At 51.7% G+C, this 20,261-nt stretch carries 17 protein-coding genes; 4 read left to right on the forward strand and 13 right to left on the reverse strand.

The window, feature by feature from the left end; all coding sequences use genetic code 11:
• Positions 1 to 109: 109 nt before the first annotated feature.
• Positions 110 to 580 carry a hypothetical protein gene (locus tag AB1656_14530; GenBank protein MEW6236597.1) on the reverse strand — a complete coding sequence of 157 codons (471 nt, stop codon included), beginning with the start codon at positions 578 to 580 and terminating at the stop codon, positions 110 to 112.
• Between the two features lie 218 nt (positions 581 to 798).
• On the opposite strand from AB1656_14530, the gene AB1656_14535 reads away from it, so the two are divergent.
• Positions 799 to 1,044: a hypothetical protein gene (locus tag AB1656_14535; GenBank protein ID MEW6236598.1), complete on the forward strand. Its 246-nt coding sequence runs from the start codon at positions 799 to 801 to the stop codon at positions 1,042 to 1,044.
• 4 nt (positions 1,045 to 1,048) lie between these two features.
• Here the strand turns inward: AB1656_14535 and AB1656_14540 are convergent, their stop codons facing one another.
• The 7 genes from AB1656_14540 to AB1656_14570 all read right to left on the reverse strand — a co-directional run bounded on the left by AB1656_14540 (position 1,049) and on the right by AB1656_14570 (position 10,833).
• Positions 1,049 to 1,588 (reverse strand): FliM/FliN family flagellar motor switch protein, encoded by a 540-nt coding sequence (locus AB1656_14540; protein MEW6236599.1) that lies wholly within the window; start codon positions 1,586 to 1,588, stop codon positions 1,049 to 1,051.
• A 209-nt stretch (positions 1,589 to 1,797) separates the two neighbouring features.
• Complete coding sequence (locus tag AB1656_14545) at positions 1,798 to 2,550, reverse strand: NUDIX domain-containing protein (protein ID MEW6236600.1); 753 nt, start codon at positions 2,548 to 2,550, stop codon at positions 1,798 to 1,800.
• Between the two features lie 535 nt (positions 2,551 to 3,085).
• Complete coding sequence (locus AB1656_14550) at positions 3,086 to 3,739, reverse strand: hypothetical protein (protein ID MEW6236601.1); 654 nt, start codon at positions 3,737 to 3,739, stop codon at positions 3,086 to 3,088.
• Between the two features lie 373 nt (positions 3,740 to 4,112).
• Positions 4,113 to 7,985: a GH116 family glycosyl-hydrolase gene (locus AB1656_14555; GenBank protein MEW6236602.1), complete on the reverse strand. Its 3,873-nt coding sequence runs from the start codon at positions 7,983 to 7,985 to the stop codon at positions 4,113 to 4,115.
• 86 nt (positions 7,986 to 8,071) lie between these two features.
• Complete coding sequence (locus AB1656_14560) at positions 8,072 to 8,488, reverse strand: GNAT family N-acetyltransferase (protein MEW6236603.1); 417 nt, start codon at positions 8,486 to 8,488, stop codon at positions 8,072 to 8,074.
• 122 nt (positions 8,489 to 8,610) lie between these two features.
• Positions 8,611 to 9,279 (reverse strand): hypothetical protein, encoded by a 669-nt coding sequence (locus tag AB1656_14565; protein ID MEW6236604.1) that lies wholly within the window; start codon positions 9,277 to 9,279, stop codon positions 8,611 to 8,613.
• Positions 9,280 to 9,528: 249 nt separating this feature from the next.
• Positions 9,529 to 10,833, reverse strand: coding sequence for an anaerobic sulfatase maturase (locus tag AB1656_14570; GenBank protein MEW6236605.1), 1,305 nt, complete (start codon positions 10,831 to 10,833; stop codon positions 9,529 to 9,531).
• A gap of 229 nt (positions 10,834 to 11,062) precedes the next feature.
• Here AB1656_14570 and AB1656_14575 point away from each other — a divergent pair, with 229 nt between their 5' ends.
• From AB1656_14575 to AB1656_14585, 3 genes are read left to right on the forward strand one after another with little or no spacing between them, the layout of a single operon-like run.
• Positions 11,063 to 11,584 (forward strand): tetratricopeptide repeat protein, encoded by a 522-nt coding sequence (locus AB1656_14575; GenBank protein MEW6236606.1) that lies wholly within the window; start codon positions 11,063 to 11,065, stop codon positions 11,582 to 11,584.
• Between the two features lie 29 nt (positions 11,585 to 11,613).
• Positions 11,614 to 12,504 (forward strand): hypothetical protein, encoded by an 891-nt coding sequence (locus AB1656_14580; GenBank protein ID MEW6236607.1) that lies wholly within the window; start codon positions 11,614 to 11,616, stop codon positions 12,502 to 12,504.
• A 12-nt stretch (positions 12,505 to 12,516) separates the two neighbouring features.
• Positions 12,517 to 13,347, forward strand: a complete 831-nt coding sequence (locus AB1656_14585; protein MEW6236608.1) for a hypothetical protein — start codon at positions 12,517 to 12,519, stop codon at positions 13,345 to 13,347.
• Positions 13,348 to 13,359: 12 nt separating this feature from the next.
• On the opposite strand, the gene AB1656_14590 is transcribed toward AB1656_14585, so the two are convergent.
• The 5 genes from AB1656_14590 to AB1656_14610 form a co-directional block, all read right to left on the reverse strand.
• A complete protein-coding gene (locus AB1656_14590; protein MEW6236609.1) occupies positions 13,360 to 13,677 on the reverse strand; it encodes a Rieske (2Fe-2S) protein in 318 nt (105 codons plus the stop codon).
• 31 nt (positions 13,678 to 13,708) lie between these two features.
• Positions 13,709 to 14,578, reverse strand: a complete 870-nt coding sequence (gene sucD, locus AB1656_14595) for a succinate--CoA ligase subunit alpha (GenBank protein ID MEW6236610.1) — start codon at positions 14,576 to 14,578, stop codon at positions 13,709 to 13,711.
• Positions 14,559 to 16,280, reverse strand: coding sequence for a glycosyltransferase (locus AB1656_14600; protein ID MEW6236611.1), 1,722 nt, complete (start codon positions 16,278 to 16,280; stop codon positions 14,559 to 14,561). Before AB1656_14600 ends, sucD begins: the two co-directional genes overlap by 20 nt.
• Positions 16,280 to 17,635, reverse strand: coding sequence for a mandelate racemase/muconate lactonizing enzyme family protein (locus AB1656_14605; protein ID MEW6236612.1), 1,356 nt, complete (start codon positions 17,633 to 17,635; stop codon positions 16,280 to 16,282). The genes AB1656_14600 and AB1656_14605 overlap by 1 nt, the downstream gene beginning before the upstream one ends.
• Positions 17,636 to 17,965: 330 nt before the next feature.
• A complete protein-coding gene (locus AB1656_14610) occupies positions 17,966 to 20,089 on the reverse strand; it encodes a cohesin domain-containing protein (protein ID MEW6236613.1) in 2,124 nt (707 codons plus the stop codon).
• Positions 20,090 to 20,261: the final 172 nt, after the last annotated feature.

Here is a 20,261-nt window from a genome sequence, read left to right on the forward strand (position 1 = left end):
GTAACCTCACCTGTTCATCCGTGACCATTCCAACCTCCTTCTTCGAGATTGGGATCACTTTATCTCGTCTCTTCAAACCGGGAATTTTAATTGTCGTCAGGAGGGAATTTTAATTGTCGCTGATCACGCCAATGACGAATTCCAGAAAAGCGAGGATAAGATAATTCAAATCGCCAGGATTTTGACCAGAGAGCGTTATCATTATGGCGTTGATAAAAAGGGCTTGAGATATTTTAGGAAGCGATTGGGCGACGAGATAAACGCCAATAGTAGAAAAGGCGATGGATTGCAACTCCAAGAAGCTGATGGGGAGTGAAAAATCCTTCTCTTCGATTTTCGATAACAAATAAACGGCGAGAACGTCGGCTTTCATCCAAAAGTAAACCGCAAGGAGAAGATAGAGCAAAAAAGGGCCGCTGGATATTAATATAAAAGAGATATTCATGAAGGATGTCAGCGCGCTGAAAGAGAAAATCGTCGTAGAAAAATTAAAAATATCCGCCGTAAAGCGCGGCGTCTGCAAGAAGGCATAGATCGCCATAATGCGGAATATCAGAATCCCAACGTCTTTCGTTTTCATTTTTCCCCTTCGGATTTTCATTGTTGGCGTTTCTAGCATACTAAAAACAGAAACGCTTCAGAGAATCAAGGTTTTACAAATTTTTATTCCCATTTCCTATATTTTTTCTCGTTAATCCAGTCTATATGCGCGCCCATCTACAAATTAAGAGGGACGTTTAATCGTTTCTCGAATCTTGATTGGAAAAACGCCGCGTTTTGCGGCGAAGGAGTGAAGAGATGGTAACGCAATTGTTGAAAATCTGGTTGTTTCTGAATAACAAAAAGACGAATATCGGGAGTTTTTTGTTGTTGGCGGCGATGGTTTTGGAAAAGACCGTTACGATCTGGAGCGGCGGAACGGCGCCGGACTGGCTGCCCAAGGCGGTTGAAACCTTGCAATGGCTGGGCGGCGCCAGCGCGGGCGTGGGCTTAACCCATAAAGGCGTGAAAGCATTCAAGGGCGATCCGGGCGAACGCCGTTGACGAATCATTGAAGGGCTTCGATGCGTTCGGGGATGGAGTCGATATCGGTCACGCGGACGCCGAAGTTTTCGCCAATGACGATCATCTCGCCTTTAGCGAATTGCTTTTTGTTGATGAGCAAGTCTACCGGCTCTCCATTGAGTTTTTGCAGCTCGATGACGGAGCCGGAGCCCATTTCCAGGACTTCCTTGACGGTGGATTTTGTCTTGCCCAGTTCCACCCTGATTTCAAGCGTCAGGTTAAGGATGATTTCAAGGTTGGTAACGTCCGAGGGCGGTTCTATTTCGTCGAACGACTCGAAGACGGCCTCTTGGACGTTCACTTTCGCCTCTTCTTCCACTTTGGGAGAACGCCGCATTTTGAATTTCTTTTGCGGCGGCTGCGGCTGCCAGGCGGGAGCGGCTTCGTCGAAATCTTCCTGAAAATAGGGGGCGCTTTCCCTGGCCGGTCGAGGAGGTTCGATATCTTCCTCTTCGGCTGGGGATCCCCCCAGCCCCGCCTTCAACAGCGCATCGATTTCCGATTGGGAGAGCAGGTCGCTCATGGCTTGATTTTCCTATCGAACGCCGCGCCGGATAGAATTGGGCCAACCATATTCAATACGTTCGCTTTCGATCCTATTAAATTTCATGTCGTATTATTTTACCACGCTCTGCATGTCCGTCCATCTTTTTTTAGGGGATTGTTTCGGAGTATTTCGAAAGACAAAGAAATCCGATCGGAATTGGCCATTCCTCGGCGGGAGGAAGGACGCTACAGTTTTAGTTTTTTCTTCCATTTCTGGTATACGGAATAGGCATATTGGAAGACGGCGTCGTAATATTCGTTCCAATCGTAATAGTGTTTTTGAAAACCATCGGGAGAGATCAACGACCGGCCAAGAGAATTTTTTCCTCCATCAAAAGAAGTCAGATTGTCTACAATGCCGATGAACTGAACTCCATATCCTATCGGAAAAGGATAAGGGCAATTCGGCGGTTCTGGTCCCATATGTTCGATGCGAACTACTCCGATCATCTTAACATGTGAGAGTTCGCAGCCGATCTGGCGCATGGCTTCGCGGCGAAAAGTCTCCTCTGGAGTTTCGCCGATGTCGATTCTTCCTCCAATGATTTCCCAACCGCGACCGGGTATGTTGGCCAACACCAGTTTATCGTCATGGAAGACGAATCCAGCCGCTATGCTCGTAAGTTCCGGCGCGGGAAGATGTTCTGTAGCCTCAAATGATACTACGCTATTATCGCCCCATTTCGTAACTGGAAATTCGGGGGTTATCTTTACTTTTTTCTTTTTAATCGCTGCGGTTTTCCGCTCGCTGTCTTTTCTGTTCGCCGCTGTATTTTTACAGGTGGAGGATTTCGCCGTTTTTTTCTGCTCCAAGAACGATTTGGTTTTCGAGGCGGCGGCTATCGGAATTTTATTTGGCGAATTGGAAGTGTTGATTTTCGGGACAGCGGATTTCGGGGGAGAATCCGCCAATGATTTTTTCACAACCGTTGAGTTCACGGTCGTATTTTTCGCCGCGGCGGGATTTATGTCTTTGGATTCGATTATCTTTGCGGACGTTTTAGAATTTTGCGATCTTTCCGCCATCATTTTTCATGATTGCGCGCCGCCGTTTCGATCTTAAATCCTAAGAAAAAAGAACGTACCGGCGGTGCAACGCTTTTTAAATTTTTACGTCCTAACGAATTCTCCAACTCAGCCTATTATAAGCTATTTTTCATTACTTTGGCAACGTGCAAGGCGCAGATATCACCTCATTTTTCTTTAGATAACTCCATCAATAAAAATAATTTACATATTAAGCATCATTTATTTACATTATGTGTATTTCCTTATTATATTAGTTTTATATAGAATAAATTATTTATATCGCTTGGGAGCGAGACGCCATCGTAATCGCCGACGCTAGCAATTGCCGGATGGCGCACCATTCAAATTATAAATCATCTATTAACCTAAAAACGGCAGTTGAGGAGCAGAATTCTCCGTCGAAAGCCTTTCTAGACCTCCCTGGCGATCCTAGTTGAATGTCGGTTCAGCCCATTTGCGGCAGCCATATGGGGCGAGCAAGTATTTTTCCTTGCAGAAATTTCTGCAACGCCCGGCTCAAAATCAATCGCCACCGGTCTTGCCAATCCAACTGCTCCGCATTTCGCTTCAATTGAAGAAGGAACGCCGCCAATGACTTGAGTCGTTTTTGGATCGCCGCCGTTTTACTGTGGGCGTTGGTTACGATCAACGTCGATTGCCCTCCGTGCCGGATTTGTTTGGCCACTCCCGTAAGCAGCAGCGGACGGCTGGTTACCGCTTCCGCGTGTTTTTCCGGAATCGCCAAGCGCGCGAACAATGACCACCAGTTGTAGATCAGGGCGATGGCTCGCGCCATGATTTGGCATCGCTTCAGGTCCTGCGTCATGTAGCCGCTCCAGCCCCATTGGTTTTTCAATTCGTCGAACATATTCTCCGCATCGCTGCGATCCCGGTAATGTTGGGCGATCGTCATGATCTCGTCGTTCAGGCACGTTGCCAACACCGCGTATTCGTATTGCTTGAGAGGCGCCGCCGTCTTCATAAACGCCAATTCGGGTTGATCGGTTTTCGCCTTCTTCTTCTCTTGCTTTTTCTCCACGGTTTCCGGGGGAATCTCGCGGCGCAGCACCACCACCCGTCTCGATTTCGTCCCTCCCATTAACTACTTGCATCCTTTCATTTTATTTTCAACTGCCGTTTTTAGGATAATCAATTCACCAGCATAACCAATTTGCTGTTCATGACAAAATTGAGAAGAGTAGATTTTCGATACAATCTTCTGGATTGTGGAGATGTCGTAAATCTATTTTTAAAAATTGGTCCGCCTAAATACACTAATCGAGGTACTTTTATATCCGGCTTCTTTTACGATCCACAAACGGGGCTAGATCCTTACGATTGTTCTCAAACGGATATCGGGGATTGGGCTGTATACAAATCCGTCCAATAGAAATAATAACCACTTTTTCCATGCGGAACGAAATTATCGTAAAAAAACTCGCTTTTCGAGATTATCCGTTTTTCGGCAAAACTCACTCCGCCCGGTCCAGGGCGTAGCGCAGATCGGGCAGGGGGGCGCCCTCCGGGTCGGCGATTTCGAAGTAGAATCCCCACGGGCCCATACTTTCGCTAACCTTCACGACCAAGTGATTCCATCCCTGAAATAATTCCGTAGGCCTTATTTCGCCGCTGGGTTGAGACTTATGCAGTCCGCGCTTTTGAAAGAGCAGGCGATAGTTCATAAATATCTTGACATCGCCGCCGCAGCCGAATTCGAAGCGAACCTGGCGTTGGCGGGGGGAATAGACGCCGACGTAGGCGTAGGCCATCGCGTTGTCGTTCGGTTTCAGGATCGAATCGAAATCGACATAGCCGGAGGGAAATTCATGGGCTTCCCATTTAACGGTTTTGCCGATGCCCTCGTATTCCTCTTTTGGCTTAACGTTGGTTTCCGGCTTGAGGATGCTGTTGAATCCCTCGCCCTTTGGGTTGGGGAACGGTCCGACGATCAGCCATTGCCTAATGAAATCATGCCCAGCAGGGAAAGCGATTTCTCTCCGGAAGGGGAGATTTTCCCACACGCCGGAGAAGGCCGCGCTTAAATTAAAACGCTTTTGCCATAGAGAGTCTGTCGGAGTTACGGAAAAACGGAGGCTGCGCTTGCTTTGGGGCGATTCCCTATCGTCCAATTTCAAGTCGTCATCGGTGCGGGCGCTCCAGCCATCGGGAAGATTCAAGGCGATGCGGTTGACGAGCAGGGGAACTTTCAGGGGATTGAGAATCTGGACATCGACGGAAAACGGCACGCTGACTTGGGAGATGGCGCCTGTGGAAGCCGTATAGAGAATAGGCGTAAAGAAGCCCGCCAGTTGGGAGGCGAGGACGGGATCCTGGCATAAGCGGTCGAGATCGGCGTAGAACTTGGCCGCCTCTTCCGCCGCCCGGTCGATTTCCTTATACGAATTGTCCTTCAATTCCGGCGGCGTAAAATTCGGCGAAGGATTGGGGCTGTCGGCGGGGATGACATCGACGCGGACGCCCCGCATGGCGGCGTCGATGCTCAGCGCCCGGTTTACGGTTTCTTGAAGATCCCACAAACGCTTTTTGATCTCCTCGCGTACGTCATGGGGGCCGAGGGATTGAACCACCTTGCCGCAAGCCCAACGGACATGTTCGAGTTTTTTCAGCGATTCTTCCCGAATCGCCGCCGGGGGTAAAAGAACGGGAAACGACGCGAAGCCGCTGGAGGGCGATGACGCTTGCTTTCCGTTCGCGAACAGCAAGTTCGATTTGTTGCCCTGATTGATCAATTCAAAAGAAATCTGCTGACGCTCAGGCAAAAGATTATTGACCTGAAAAGAAAAACCGGAGGAGGGACCGCTCAATTTTTCCCATTGGCATTTTGCGCCCAAATTGTAAAGTTTCTTGTTTTCCATATCGACGAGAATTCGAACATTCTCGCCGCCGGGAAGGAGGAGCGTCAGGCGGTCGCCTCGTTGAATTTTAAGCGGTTTTTGGAAAGTGAAAATCCGCAATCGTTCGCTGGCGAAATCCTGTCCCGCGACGGATTCTCCGTTATAGAGAACATTCATGGCGTCGATTCCCATGTCGTTGGACGAGGCGGGATTGAAAGCGATTTGTTTGAGAACGGCGGCGCGGTTTTCGGAAGCCTTATTGAATTCCAGTTCGCATTGGCGCAGCCCGGAAAGATTTGAGGCGTTGAATCGGATAACGCCGGAATACTGGGATGTAAAGAAGGGGCTGATGAATTCCTCCATCGAAGAGGGAATGCTCGGCCCGACGATCAAGCGTTGCTGGGGAGCATTAAGGCTTACGCCCGTCCAACCCAGCAAAAGAGACCAGGCGCCCATATCGCTATAGGCATGAAGGCCGCCGTCCGGCGCCTCCAGCAGGCGAAGAGCCGCGTCGGGATAGCCGAAACGGGCGAGAGAATAGGGCGCGAACGATTTGGCGAAAAGAGAGAGAACGCCGGATAGCTTACCGGAGAAGTTGGAATCGGCGATTGCGCCCGATGTAATGCGTCCGGCTAAAGTTTTCATAGCCTGGGCGACGATATCGTCTCCCAGAGGGGATTTCCATCCCAAGCGAAGAGCGCCGCTGGTTCCGGGCATGGCGCCGGGGAGCAGAGCGGTTCCTTCGGCAGACAGCGGCTGGTTGGGATTGAAGAAAGCGTTGAAATAGCGGCCATTCCACAACTGGCTCATCATATTTTGCGCGGCGGATTTTCTCAGCTCGCTGCAATACGATTGCATCTCCAAATCGCCGTAACCAACGGCGATCTCCTCGCCGACGCGCAAGGCTTGCAGCCAAAGGTCGGCGGAAAACGACGAGGCGATTCCTTCGCCGCATCCGGGCCAAAGGGAATGGCCGTCGGGAATAGCGTCGCCGTTAGCGTCTTTTTGCATAAGCCAAAGAAGCGATTCGCGGATGCCGGGCTTCATTTCTTCCAGAAATTTGGCGTCGTCCATCCACAAAGCGTATTCGTAAAGCATGGGAATCATAGCCGCCGCCGAATCGGGCCGCCCCAAAAATCCGCCGGAACCTTCATTCTTGCCGATAGTGGAATAGAGGCTCCCCGCCGAGATGGGAATTTCGCCACCTTCTAAACGCGCTCCGGCGAACAAACGCAGTTCCGATTGCAAGAGGCTGGGATAAAGTTGCAGCAAAAAAGGAAACGCCGCCAGCAATTCTTCCGGCGAGCCGAGATAGCCGGGATTATCCGGGTCCTGCGTGAGAAGCGAGAATGTACCATCCTTAAGAAATACGGCGTTGGCCGCCAGCGCTCCCATACCGTTGAAGAGGCGGTCTACGAAACTCGGCGGCAGAGACGATTGACGAAATGGGCGTTTCCATACTTCCCAGCTTTGCAACAATTCAGGACAACGTTTGCCGAGAACGTCGGCAACCTCGCGCATGGAACTCCACTGATTGGCGTAATAAGCGCTGTAATGGGAGCCATCGCTTCCAACGAGTTCGGGCGTATGCCATATAAGAAAGAATGCAATAACCGCTTCTTCGCCGGGCGCGAGAGTCTTGCGGGCCGCCGCCGCCGCCGCTGGACGGAAGCGGCTGCCTTCAACTATTTGCGAGGCAGACGTTTTTTTCTCGGAAAACAATCCTTGGCCGCTGAAGGAATTCCAGAACGTTTGCGGAGTCTTCTCAGGCTCCCATAAGGGAAGGAAGCTCAATTCGGCTCCTTTTTCTTCTTGAACAAATAAGCCATATTCGCCCATCGCGCTGCGGATGCGGTCCTCTTTGGAATCGGCTTGGAATTGAAGGCCAATTCCCTGAAGCGATCCCCGTTTCAAAACAGAATGAATGCACTCGCCCGATTCGTCGATAGGGTTGTTTGGGGAGCCGCCGACGCCCAGGAGATTGCTCCAAGACATAGCCAGGGCAACGGTGGTTTTTTCTTGGGATTCATTGCGAATGGAGAACTGAAACACGGCGGCGGGGAAACAGGCGTTTTGTTCGTCGCCGGGAATCAAGGGAGTAAAAGCGCGCAAGCGGACGCGGAACGGAAGAGCGGGATCGTCGTATTGCGCCGCCATTTCGGGGTAACCGCCTTCGATTTTCACCGATTGAACCGCGTGGGGATCGGAAGCGTCCTGGAAAAGTTTTGTGGCGAAAGTTCCCGAAGAATTAGAGATATAGACGGCGGCGAAGCATCCCAGCGGAGCATCGAGAGGCCGGTGGGGATTGTTGTTGATCGTAATGCGGCCCAGGCGTCCATCGGGCGCGATTTCAATCTTCCCCGCGCCGATTCCGCCAAAAGGAACGCCGGAAACCGCCGCCGCATCGGACGAGGCCTCAGCAAACAAAGATAGATTGGACATGGAGAGAATAAATAAGAGGAGGATAAAAATCGTTTTTTGATGACGCATATTCATAAAACCTTATAGATAAGAATGCAATAAGAAGGAAGGTAGCATGAGCCGCTGGAATTGACTGCATTGGATAGCGCGTAGAATCAAGCCGAATCGGCCTTATTGTAACGAACCATGCATTCTTTCCGTTCGAAGCTGAATTTTTCGTATAATCCGTGGGCGTCTTTCGTAGCCAATAGATTGATTTTGACGTGCATAGAATCATGTTCAAGCGCGCATTGAACCAGCCATTTTCCTAAACCGCCGCCGCGAAAATCCGGATCAACGAACACGTCGCATAGCCAGGCGAATACGGCGCAGTCGCTGACGATGCGGGCGAATCCGATGGGCCTCTCTCCTTTAAACAGCGTAAGAAAGAAAGAATTTTCAATAGATTTTTCGATGAGGGCTTTGGGGCGTTCTTTCGCCCAGTAAGTTGTTTGCAGCGATGCGGCGATATAATCCAAATCGACGCGATCTTTATCGTCGGTGATCCAATAATCTTCCTTTATCCATTTCATGGCGGCATATTTCTTCCTTTGTTGTTTGCAGAGGTGGAATGAAACAATATATTGTAGCCGCCCCGATAGAAAAGAAACCGGGCGGTGTTGGGGGAGCAGGGGAATGGAGGGAATAATCGGAATTACGAATATTTTTTCAGCAGATCGTCCACGGCTTCGCAGAGAAGCAACTCCAACGTTCGGTTTTCTTTCACCGCCAATTTCGCCAGCCGATCCCATTGCAAAGCCGGACCCGTGAGGGAAAAGGAATGCCTTTCCGCGTCGATGGATTGGACGATGCGTCCGCCGCCAGCCTGTTGAGTCAAATGGAGCGCTTCCCGTCCGGCGCTGATGAGATCGATGCGGTTTTGAACGTCTTCGGGGAAAAAGACAAGAACGCCGCTGATGGCGGGGGGGGCTTTTTCTTTTTTGAAAATATCGGAAGCGGCCGTTTGGAAACGGTCGCTGATCTGGGCGCAAATTCCGCTTCCGTTTTCCTTGGTAACGCCCGGCATGACAAGAAGAAACTCGTTGCGGTCCAGACAATCCACATAAACGCCTTCCGGCGTTTTATCGAGAAGCACGTCCAATAAACAGGCGGTCAAATCGCGGAATTTGCGCGCATTGCAGCGGGAACGGATGCCGTCGATATCGTCGATGCGCAAAAAAAGAAAGGTAATAGAAACTTTTTCTTTTTCCGCAGCCGCCAAGAGCCGGTCGATCGTGCGGAGGGCGCGATCGTCGGGAGGATCGGCTATCGCTTCGCGGATCAAATCGTTCCTGTTCTTGCTGAAAACGAGTAATTCACCCATCGTGCATCGCCCTTTTCCATTCCAAACGCCAACGGCAAAGGCCGCCGCTGGCATCCATCTCAGCGAACGTCTTACGCCGTCTTGCCGCGCAGCGGGATATCTTTTCTATTAACGAGAATTCGGGCCGGTTTATTGCGAATCTTTGGCCTGGGGCCGCAGAAATCCACTATCTTGACAATATCGTTAAGCAGCGTTCGCGCGTCCCATCCCTTACTATCGGGGAAAAATACAAAAAATAAAGGAAAAAATTTACGCTATGCGGGAACCGCAGCATTTTTTATATTTTTTGCCGCTGCCGCAGGGGCATGGATCATTGCGGCCCGGCTTGGAAACGGCGGTGGAGGAAGAGAGCGATTGCAACCGGCATTGTTCTTCTTCCTCCTCATGGCGGCGCTGCGTTTTCCAGTTTTCCGCCAAACGCCTCAACTCGGCGTCGGCATATTGGAAAAACATTTTATACGAAAGGCAAAAATGGTTGGAGCCATTATCAGCCAGATCGCGCAGACGGTCCTTAGTGCAACCGCCCCAGCAGTGAGGCAGCCATTGGCAGGATGTACATTCCGGCGGAAGGTTGGACTTCATGCAGCCGAAAGTCCGCTGGCGGGAGCAGTTGAGGAAATCAACGATGTCGCCCTGCATGAGGTTGCCGAGTTTCCATTCCGGCTCGACGAAGAAGTCGCAGGAGTAGACGTCGCCGTTATGTTCGATGACGACGTAGCATCCGCATTCCTTCAGCAATGTGCATTCGGGAGCGGGCAAATCCACGTACGTATGAAACACGGAATCGAAATAACGAATCGAGGTTGTGGCGAGTCCATTACGAAAATCCCCTTTCCAGCAATCGAAAATTTCGCAAAGGAAGCGGCCGTATTGCTCGGCGGAAACCGAATAGGGCGCTGCGCGGCGGGGATCGGAGGGGTCCGGTTCGACGCAAGGGATGAATTGCATGAATTCGAAGCCAAGGTTTTTGTGATAATCGTATATTTCCCGGGGAAATTGCGCCGAGTAATCGTTGACGACAGTCAGAGCATTGACGGCGACGCCTTCGTCCAACATGCGGCGGGCCGATTCGGAAACCTTAGACCAGGAGGGACCGCCGCCCTTAGTGAAGCGATATTTATCGTGAATGTGTTCAGTACCGTCGAGTGATAGGCCGATGAGGAACGAGTATTCCTTAAAAAACTGGCGCCATTCCTTCGTGACGAGCAGCCCGTTAGTCTGCAGGCCGTTGCCTACGGTTTGGCCGGATACGCCGTATTTTTGTTGGAAAGCGACGGCTTGGCGGAAAAAATCCAAGCCCATAAGCGTGGGTTCTCCCCCCTGCCATCCGAAGGAAATCGCCGGACGTCCGGCGCGCATGATTTGTTTCACCATCTCTTCCAATATTTCGATGGACATGCGATGGATGCGCGATTGGGGATAGAGTTCCGACTTTTCCAGGTAAAAGCAATAGGAACAGTCCAGGTTGCAATCGGCGCCCGCGGGCTTGATCAAAACCGACTGGAGAGGTTTCCTCGCCGGAGGAGAGAGAATGGGGATTTCGGGAAAATTCATCTTCGGGACCGCCTCGTTCAAGGAGCCATTATACTGTTTTTATCGATGGCCAGGCAATGAAACGAGGACCGAAAGATTGCCTATCATGTTGGAATTAAATACTTTTAGCGAAGGATGCATTATAATACTTTTCCGTACGGAAAATGGAGCGCGATGAGGGATCGTATTTATCCTAGACAAGAGCATTCGCCCTCTGCATCCCATAGTCGAAAGTGAAAGACGGGAATCTATGCGATTTCTCTTTATCATGCTGACCATCGTCTGGCTGCTGTTCTCGTGGGTATGCTTCAGCGCGTTGCGGTGGCAGCCGCCGCTGCCCCGGCCCTGGCACGCCGAGGATGCGTTAAGCCGCAGCGATCCAGCGCGAATCGACGCGGATATCGAAGAAATCACGCAACGCCTGGAAAATCCCACTCTGGCGGAACAGGAACGAGCATGGTATTGCTTCCAACGTGCGCAGTGTTATTGGTTGAAGACCTACCTGCAAAATTCGCGCTTAAGTCAGTTGACTTACTTGAAACTGTCGTTGAAAGATTGTTTTTCGGCGTTGGAACTGGTTCCGGATCATCCATCCTATCTTTACGCCGCCGCCGATCTCTATCACCAAATGAAGGATTACGCCGAAGCGGAGAAATATTACCAAAAGGTATTAAAAATCAGGCCCGATTACGCTCTCGCTTACCGGCGCTATCATGAAATGCTGGAAGAAATGGGACAGAAAGAAGACGAGAAAAAACCGGGGAACGATTAAACAGCATCGTGTTGTTTGGAGGGGGAATTATGCGTTTGTGGCCTATTTTCGTATTGATCGTAATCGCCTGTTCTTTGATTGTCAGCTTTACCATCGCCGCCTTCGTCGGCGCCTTCGATCCCAGGGCGATATCGTTGGGGATCGTGAAAATTTATCCGCCTTTGAGTTTGCCGACTCTGTATCCTCCTTGGTTCGTCGAGCTGCATTTGGCCGTCTTTTGGTTTACGGCGGTATTCGGTTCGCTGAAGCATCGATTTTGCGACATTACCAAGCCGGACAGCATGTTATGGAAACTAGCGCCTAAAGTCCCGTATTGGGTGAACGCCCATATCGTATTGACCCTGATTCTACGCGCCGTCTTTAATCAGGGATTGATTGTTTCTTATATCGGCGGATGGTTCGCCGCCGTCTACGTTCCAATAAAAATCGCAATTTACCGTTATCCACGAACGCAGAAGAAATTGGAAAGCATTCAAATCAGCGCTCAGCAAGCGAAAGAGATCGCGCTGAAAAACGAAGCCGTTCAGGCATTTTTAGCCCATTTTCCCGCCGCCCGGTTTTACGTCTTCGATCATGCCGTGAAGAACCAGGTGGGTACATGCGTCTTTCTGCAGCGAAAAAGGCGAAGAGAACGGGATGGGCTGCTGGAAGATATTACTCTCGAAGTCTCCATCGATCTCGACCGGTGCGAAACGTTGCGCGGCAAGGAAATTATCTCGCACTACATCTTTCTGACGAACGGCGAAGCCAGCAGCGTCGTCGAACTGCCGCCTTTGAAAATTGAAGCGTTGGACGAATGGGACGCTCCTTTGGATTCCTTTACATTGGATAAGTTGGATACGGCGTTCGACCGCTACCCCTCATTGCGAGATGCTCCGCTGCCGGTGGCATCACGGAAAGCGGTTTACGAGACGGCGTAAGGCGAAAATATCATGAATATGGGTTGGAATTTTCTTTTTGTCATTGTTACGGCGTCATTGCTCGTTTGTTTTACTATTGCAGCGTTCACCGGCCTGGTTGCGTATCCGCCGTGGCTGATCGAGACTCATTTTTTGTTCTATTGGTATTCGTTCATTGTAAGACAATTGAATCTCTCTTTCTGCGATATCACAAAGAAAAATACCGATGAAGGAGAGTTGCGCAATTGGGCGGAAAAAACAGTTACTGCTTATATCGTTCTCTCTCTCCTTGCGCGATTCGTTTTACGGCAGAGCATCCTGGTTTCCTATATTTTCCTACTTATCCCCGTCATTCTTTTGCCGATGCTTTTTGTCCAATACATCCTGCCTCGACGGAGGATAAGATACGATAACAACTACTACGACGCGAAAACCATCAAAGAGGCGGCGATGATAAGCGCAGAAGCGCAGGCGTTTCTGCTGCGATTCAATTCTTGTCAAACCTATGTCTTTCATCACGCCTGGCGCAATGAAATCGCGACGTGCCTTTTTCTTTATCGTCGTCGGCGAAAGGAACGCCCGGAATTATACGAAGACATCGCGTTGGAAACGGCAGTTCATCTGAAAACCCAAAAGAATATTGAAGGATGGGAGAAGATATCCCGCTATCTCTTCCAGATCATAGATGACAAAAGCGCCGTAGTAGAAATATCGCGCCATCGGCGAATGGAGGAATTGCCGATGGATGAAGCGCTGAATCCCATCGTATGGGATCAGTTGGAATCGTCGTTCGAGCGCTATGATTCACTGCGAGAGATACCGCTGGCGATCGCTGTCAATCCTACGCATTACGAGACGGCGTGAGGATTCTATCTCTTATTCCTGGGGGATTTCCACTAAAATCTCATCGCCCTCCGTTTTGACGTTATATCGCTTGACGCCGCGATGGCAGGGGCCTTCGATCAATTCGCCGGTGGCGAGATCGAAGACGGCGGCGTGCCAAGGGCAGACGACATGAGTTCCTTCTACATAGCCTTCGGATAGAGGCGCATGAGCGTGGGGGCAGGCGTTTTCAATGGCGTGTAGGGCGCCGTCTACGTTAAAAACCGCGATGCCCGCCCCATCGACAACAGCGCAGGTTTGGGAGCCAGGCGCGAATTGGGAAGCCTTGGCTACGGCGATCCATCGGTTCAAGTATCGATCTTTCTTCCCTGCCACACAACTATTAACTTAGCGCTTTTAGCATCCGTTCGCCGATTTCCGCCGGGCTTTCGCAGACGTGGGCGCCGGCCGCTTTCAGCGCGGCTTCTTTTTCCGCCGCCGTGCCTTTGCCTCCGGCGATGATGGCTCCGGCGTGTCCCATGCGCTTCCCTTTAGGGGCGGTTTTGCCGGCGATGAAGGCGACGACGGGTTTGTTGAATTCGTTCTTGATGTAGTCCGCCGCTTCCTCTTCGGCGGAGCCGCCGATCTCGCCGATCATGACGACGCCTTTAGTCTGATCGTCATCCTTAAAGGCTTTCAGGCAATCGACGAACGTGGTTCCCACGACGGGATCGCCGCCGATGCCGATGCAGGTGGATTGGCCGAGTTTCACGTCGGTGATTTGCTGGACGGCTTCGTAAGTGAGGGTGCCGCTGCGGGAAACAACGCCGATGCAGCCTTGCATATGCACAAAACCGGGCATGATGCCCAGTTTGCATTTGCCCGGCGCGATGATTCCGGGACAATTGGGGCCGATCATGCGGCAGGGACGGCGGCTGATGTACTCCTTGGTCTTGACCATGTCGAGAGTGGGAATGCCTTCGGTAATGCAAATGATAAGCCTGACGCCCGCGTCCGCCGCTTCCATGACGGCGTCCGCCGCGAAGGGAGGCGGAACGAAGATGATGGAAGCGTCCGCACCGGTTTTCGCCGCCGCATCCGCCGCCGTGTTGAAGACGGGAACGCCGAGATGCTCGGTTCCCCCGCGTCCGGGCGTAACGCCGCCTACGATTTTGGTCCCGTAGGCGAGGCATTGCTCAGCGTGAAACGATCCTTCTTTTCCCGTAATCCCCTGTACGATAACTTTTGTGTTTTCATCGACAAAGATAGACATAAGAATCCCCTATAGTTGTAATTAGAGCAGATAACAGTTGTTGCATTCTACCATCGTACCCGCATTTCGCAAGCGTCTTCCGGCGTCCGTTCTCGGCGATGCGGCGCCGTTCGGCGGGATGGGCGAGGTAATAAGCCGCCAGTTTCCGCAATTCTTCTTTGGTATGAAATACAACCAAATCTTCACCCGCCGTAAATTCGTTTTCCAAGCCGGGATTCCACGAAGTAAGCAAGAAACCGCCGCAGGCGAGTACGTCGTAGACGCGGGGATTAGGCGCAGAGACGCATTGGGGATGGAAAAGGTTGACGTTGATCTTCGCCGAAGCGTAAAGGCGGGGCAACTCACTGGTATAGTTTAGGCGCTTACCCGCAAAGCAAGCGGTCAGCGGCCCCGCGAACTCGGCGTTGCTCCAATCCTCGCCACCGAAAATCGCCAATCCTTGATCCGCGAGCGCTTCTAAGAAGTAGCGCCGCCGCAGCGCCGCCGCTTTGTTTTCCAGATAGTCCACTAGTGCGCCGCGATACTCAACGCCTTTCTCGGCGAATATTTTTTCCGCCAAGGGCGAAAGATCGATGGGCTGAGTAATGTCGATTTGTTTAAGAAATGTATTGGTTGTGGTTACTATATTTGGATCAAGGCGGAGAAAACCGCGTTCCAGCGGCAGAAAACCATTCGCGCCCAATTCGCCCACGAAAGCGATATCGATGGATGAATCCTGGGGAATGGGATCGTTGAATTCTATGCCGTATCCGGTACGCACTTCGAGAATCGGCGCCTGAGTACGGGCGCGCAGATAGGGAATATAGGTGCGGTCGAATACGCCAATGGCGTCGCATCCCTCCAAATCGGATGGATCACTGACATAACGGCGGGGATTGTCGACGAACCAGGCGGCGCGGTGAATGGGCAGCCGCTGCAGGGCGGAATCGCGGGTGAAAATCGCTGGAGTGGAATTGAGGAAGATGGCGGCGTCGATTTCCTGCTCTTGCATATCCTTCATCCAAGCCGTGGCGCGCGTAAAGCGGTAGAGAGGATTCTTCCACGCCAAGCGATCGGAGCCATACCCTAAGCGGCGCAAGGCGCGGATAGCGGCGTCTTGAAGATAATTATGTCCTGGGACAAAGAAACGGATATTTTGCGGATAGGGCGGCATGGTTTTTTTATTTTGCAGGTTTATAAAATGCTCTATGTTCTGGCTGAGAGCGTTTCTCGCGGATTTGAAAAGCGATTGGATGAATCGAATCGCCTCTTCCGGACGATCGGCGCCCGTATGAAATTGAATCGTTCCCCAGGCGATATCAGGATATTGCGCAAGAAATCGGCGCAACCCGTCTTGGAACGAATGATGGACGAGAAATAAACAATGATCCGCCAAGACGAGCGGCCGCCAATCTTCTTTCATTAAATCATCCCGAAAAAGTATGAGGCGGTCTTCGATGAGCAGGAGGCGGCGATTGCGTTCGCGGCGCAATTCTTCCAGATTCAGCCTGTCGAAGAGGCGGCGGGCTAAGGGGCTATGCGAAAAGCGGTAAACGATATGAATGTCCGCATCGGGATTCCACTCTTCCGCCGCTTCGGATGGCGGAGCGATTTCAGGCTCGTCGGCGGATGGGTACTCGCGCAACAATTTCGCTAGGCTGGGATAGATGGAATCCAGCGCTATCAAATTTTTTTCGAATAAATTCGCCGCATCGCGACTCATTATACTGGAACCGCGCCAAGGCCGGGGCCATTAAGACAAGCTGTGTCGATGGTCCCGTTCGCAACCGAAAAAACGCCGGGAAAGCGCTCTTTCCAGCCCCGGTTGGCGGATGGGCAATACTGGCGGCCATTGCCTTCGATAGCGGCGATGGTGGGGATATGCGCCGCCAGGCTGGCGGAATGGAGAAAAGAAGCGCCGGGACAAGTGAGGTCTTGTACGCAGAGGAAGAGACCGAACTTCTGTGCGGCGGCGCCCATGAGACAAGCTTGCGTCTGACCTTTGCAGGCTTTGAGCGCGACGCCGCTATAGCCCAACTCGCGGGACAAAAGCAGGCTTTCGTAATCCACAAGGGATTCGTCGATGACGACGGGCTTGATGGCCGCCGCCTTGTGCATCTTGTTATTGGGATTGGCTTTCAAATCCCGCGCCGTGGGCTGCTCGATGTATTGAACGCGATCCAAAGCGCGGGGAGCGCGTTCGCCGACTTGCCGGAGAAACTCTATAAGATAATCGACGTTGCGGCATTGCTCGTTGAAATCCAGCGAATAAACCCATTGTTCTACGCCGCGCTGACGCTGCGTCTCTTCTGCGATGCGATCCACGGCGGCCACGCGGTTGACGTCCCATTCCAAATTGTCGCCGTTCAATTTGATCTTAAGATGCGTCAATCCGTCGGCCTCGATCCACTCCGCCAGCGTTTCCGGCAAGCCGTCGTTCAAACGTTTAGGGATATCGGTTTCTGTAAGCGGATCGACAGCGCCGACGAGATGATAGAGAGGCATCCGGGGTTTGGGAGTTGCCGATACGTATTGAGAGAGATATTCGCCTTTGAATCGCTCGTCGAGAAAATGGGATAGATCGCTGGGCAGATATTCGTGGCCGTAAACCGAAAAGACGTTGAGTCCCAACAGTTTGCCGTAAGCGTCGTGAAGAGCGGCGTCGAAAGCGCTGGCAACGACGAGAGCGCAGAGTTTAGGAATGGGATCATGCAGGGAACAGGCTTGGGAAACGCGCCCGGCGGCTTGCAGATAGAGCGGCTCCTGCGCATGGTTAATGCTGACAGGATGAGCGAATTCATCGTAATCCTGTGTGACGGCGCGGATTTCCTCGGCTAACTTTTTCATGGCGCCCAGTGTTTCCGAATACGCATGTTTTTTCGTGGGGAAAGACCAGACGTTGCCTAGAGGCATGGAACCGAATCCCTCCATCTCTTTGCCCGCCCGATTTTTCACTCGCGCGTAGACATTCAGCAATGTGACTTTGTCGGTAACGACGCCGCCGAATTTCAAGGGAGCGCGGTAAGCGTGATCTTCGTATTCGACGCGGACTTCGCGGACGGCGATATCGTGTTCCATGATCCCCTCTTTCCATTATTTGTTTCATCATAATACGGCGGATATCTTGAAATGATGAGTGATGAATGATGAATGATGAAAAAGAATTCGCTTTTCTGTTGGGTGGGGTCAAAGCGAAGCTCAATCCACCCTTCTCTTCTGAAACACCCTCCGTTTCCGCCTGATATAGCCCGCGAACCGTGGGTGGATTGCTCCTAAAAAAAGTTCGTTGGATGAATAGAGCATCGCAAGGGGCGCCATAGGGGACGCCCCCTACGAATCATCTGAAACACTTCGTTTTCTTCCTATAATCGCCGAGTGCCTTTTCTCGGTAGGGAGGCTCATCATTCATCATTCATAAACCATCCAATCGATGCTTGTAACGAGGTCGAAATCGACGGCGCCGCCGCTGGTTTCGGCGTTGAGGAGATCGTCTTCCACGGCGACGATAACAACACCCGCTTTGCCGATGGCGTCTTCGGAAGCCAGAAAGCGAAGGCGGATCAAGTCGCCGGGCGACGACGCGGGCGCCATTCCCAACGCCGCAGCCGAAACGCGGATCAACCCCGGCTCCACTTCTACGGCGTCTGCGAGGCCGAAGGATTGCGTCAGCGTTCCTTCTTTACTGGCGCCCAAAAAGGTTAGTTTGGTACGGTCGTATTCGAGATCGATTAGAAAGGACGTAATCGGCGAGGCGGGTTCGAGGCGGATGGGAACCAGGATTTCTTTTCCAGGAAGGCCCACAACGCTGGTTACGCCGACTTTATCGGCGGCGGAAAGGACTCGTCCGGCGCTCTTTCCCGGCAGGTCTTCTATCTCGATTCGTCCCAAAGCCGCTTCGAAAATGATTTGTACGTCGACGGCGGTAACGCGATTGTCCTTGTTGGCATCCGCCGCCCATGTTTGATAGGGCGTGCTAGTAAAACGGCGTAAGGTTAAATCGAAAGCCATTTGCACATCCGCCGAGGTGATTTGTCCATTGCCGTCCACATCGCCTTTGCTTCCGATGGAGAGTTTGACTGGCGTTGAGGAAACTCCCGATAGATCGTCCGAAAAGTTCGTAAAATTGAGCAGGAGGGTTTCTCCCGATTTGGCTTCATCCAACACTCTGAATGTGAGAAAAATCAGAAATCCCGATCCCGCCGCGTCATCGCCGGCGAGTGCCACGGCGACAACCTGGAGATGGCCGGGAGAATCTTCAAAAGCATCGGCCAATCCCCAAGACGAGATTACGGTGTTGTCGATGGAGACTTCGTTTTCGAACGCCAGAGATTTCGCGTCGTATTCGACTTGAAAACCAAACGCCTTCGCCATTTCCAGATCGTAAATCACTATGGGGACCTTTACGGTTTCGCCAGGCCCTGCGCCCAACGAACCGCCCCCGACTTGCGGAATTGGAGCCGTTGGTTCCTCGTCTTCTTTCGGATAAAGATCGGATATGTCCCAAGTTAAGATGCGGCCGTCGGAACTAGCGGTCATGATTTGCATTCCGTCCTTGGAAAAAGCGACGGTATGCACTCGATTCCGATGACCGATCAGGGCGCGGAATTCTTCTCCTTTTTCAGCATCCCAGATTTTGGCGGTTTTATCCTCGCTGCCCGTAAGCACCCATTTTTTATCGGGAGACATGGCGATGGCGAGCACGGCGCCGGTATGGCCGACGAAAGCGACCTCCCGTTCTATAGGAGAATTTTCATCCGTAATGGCTTTCCAAAGGATGGCGATTTTATCTCCGCCGCCCGTCAATACGCGATCGCCTCCCGGTTCAAAAGCGACGGCCCGGACAGCGCCTGTATGGCCGAAAAGAGTTTTCACTCGTCCGGCGCTTTCGACATCCCACAATTTGGCCGTATTATCGCTGCTGCCGGTTAGGATTTTTTTGCCGTCCTTGGAAACGGCGACGGCATTGACGTTTCCAAGGTGGCCGCGGTAAGTGAAAAGGACTTCGTTGGTTTTAAGATCCCACAACTTAGCCGTATTATCGAGACTGGCGCTTACGGCTTGGCTGCCGTCGGGCAAAAAAGCCACGGCGGAAATATACGAGCTGTGCTTATCGTAAACGGCCACTTTCTCGCCGGATTGAGTATTCCAAAGCCGAAGGGTCATGTCGTTGCTTCCCGAGAGCAATTGGGAACCGTTGGGAGAAAAGGCGACGGCGTTTATCTTATCCTTATGCCCTTTATACCATTGCGCCGCCTCGGCGTTTCCTTTGTCGATATTCCAAAGGATGGCGCCGATATCGCCTACGGTGACGACCTGCGTGCCGTTGGGCGCAAACGCCGCCGCGCTGAGCTCGCCCAGTCCTCGAAAAGTTTTGATAGGGGAATCGTCAATAGTTTTTGGGGGAAGTTCGTCTTGCGCCTGGATGTCAAGCGGCGGCCATCCACAAAAACCAGTAAGCAACACGAGCAGAAATAATGTCCTTTGGATAAAGCATTTCTCTAAAATAACGTTAAATGAGGTTTTTGCGAACATGATTCGCCCTCCCTCCCGCTTGCGCCTGTGCAGCCGTTATTCGACTCGATAACAAGAAAAAAACATGACGGCGAAAAAGGTCTATCTATCAATTATAAAAGATTCTCCTGCTTTTAGTATTAACATAAGGCGGGAAGATTGTCTCAAAAATCGTGTAAGAATTTGTCATATC

This window comes from Candidatus Omnitrophota bacterium, assembly GCA_040755155.1.
Lineage (GTDB): Bacteria > Hinthialibacterota > Hinthialibacteria > Hinthialibacterales > Hinthialibacteraceae > JBFMBP01.

Excerpts from the sequence above, each read along its gene's own strand:
- AB1656_14530 (MEW6236597.1), bottom strand. The coding sequence starts at position 580 with ATGAAAACGAAAGACGTTGGGATTCTGATATTCCGCATTATGGCGATC.
- AB1656_14600 (MEW6236611.1), bottom strand. The coding sequence starts at position 16,280 with ATGAGTCGCGATGCGGCGAATTTATTCGAAAAAAATTTGATAGCGCTG.
- AB1656_14540 (MEW6236599.1), bottom strand. The coding sequence starts at position 1,588 with ATGAGCGACCTGCTCTCCCAATCGGAAATCGATGCGCTGTTGAAGGCG.
- sucD (MEW6236610.1), bottom strand. The coding sequence starts at position 14,578 with ATGTCTATCTTTGTCGATGAAAACACAAAAGTTATCGTACAGGGGATT.
- AB1656_14610 (MEW6236613.1), bottom strand. The coding sequence starts at position 20,089 with ATGTTCGCAAAAACCTCATTTAACGTTATTTTAGAGAAATGCTTTATC.
- AB1656_14535 (MEW6236598.1), top strand. The coding sequence starts at position 799 with ATGGTAACGCAATTGTTGAAAATCTGGTTGTTTCTGAATAACAAAAAG.
- AB1656_14555 (MEW6236602.1), bottom strand. The coding sequence starts at position 7,985 with ATGCGTCATCAAAAAACGATTTTTATCCTCCTCTTATTTATTCTCTCC.
- AB1656_14575 (MEW6236606.1), top strand. The coding sequence starts at position 11,063 with ATGCGATTTCTCTTTATCATGCTGACCATCGTCTGGCTGCTGTTCTCG.
- AB1656_14565 (MEW6236604.1), bottom strand. The coding sequence starts at position 9,279 with ATGGGTGAATTACTCGTTTTCAGCAAGAACAGGAACGATTTGATCCGC.
- AB1656_14570 (MEW6236605.1), bottom strand. The coding sequence starts at position 10,833 with ATGAATTTTCCCGAAATCCCCATTCTCTCTCCTCCGGCGAGGAAACCT.
- AB1656_14580 (MEW6236607.1), top strand. The coding sequence starts at position 11,614 with ATGCGTTTGTGGCCTATTTTCGTATTGATCGTAATCGCCTGTTCTTTG.
- AB1656_14550 (MEW6236601.1), bottom strand. The coding sequence starts at position 3,739 with ATGGGAGGGACGAAATCGAGACGGGTGGTGGTGCTGCGCCGCGAGATT.
- AB1656_14605 (MEW6236612.1), bottom strand. The coding sequence starts at position 17,635 with ATGGAACACGATATCGCCGTCCGCGAAGTCCGCGTCGAATACGAAGAT.
- AB1656_14585 (MEW6236608.1), top strand. The coding sequence starts at position 12,517 with ATGAATATGGGTTGGAATTTTCTTTTTGTCATTGTTACGGCGTCATTG.
- AB1656_14560 (MEW6236603.1), bottom strand. The coding sequence starts at position 8,488 with ATGAAATGGATAAAGGAAGATTATTGGATCACCGACGATAAAGATCGC.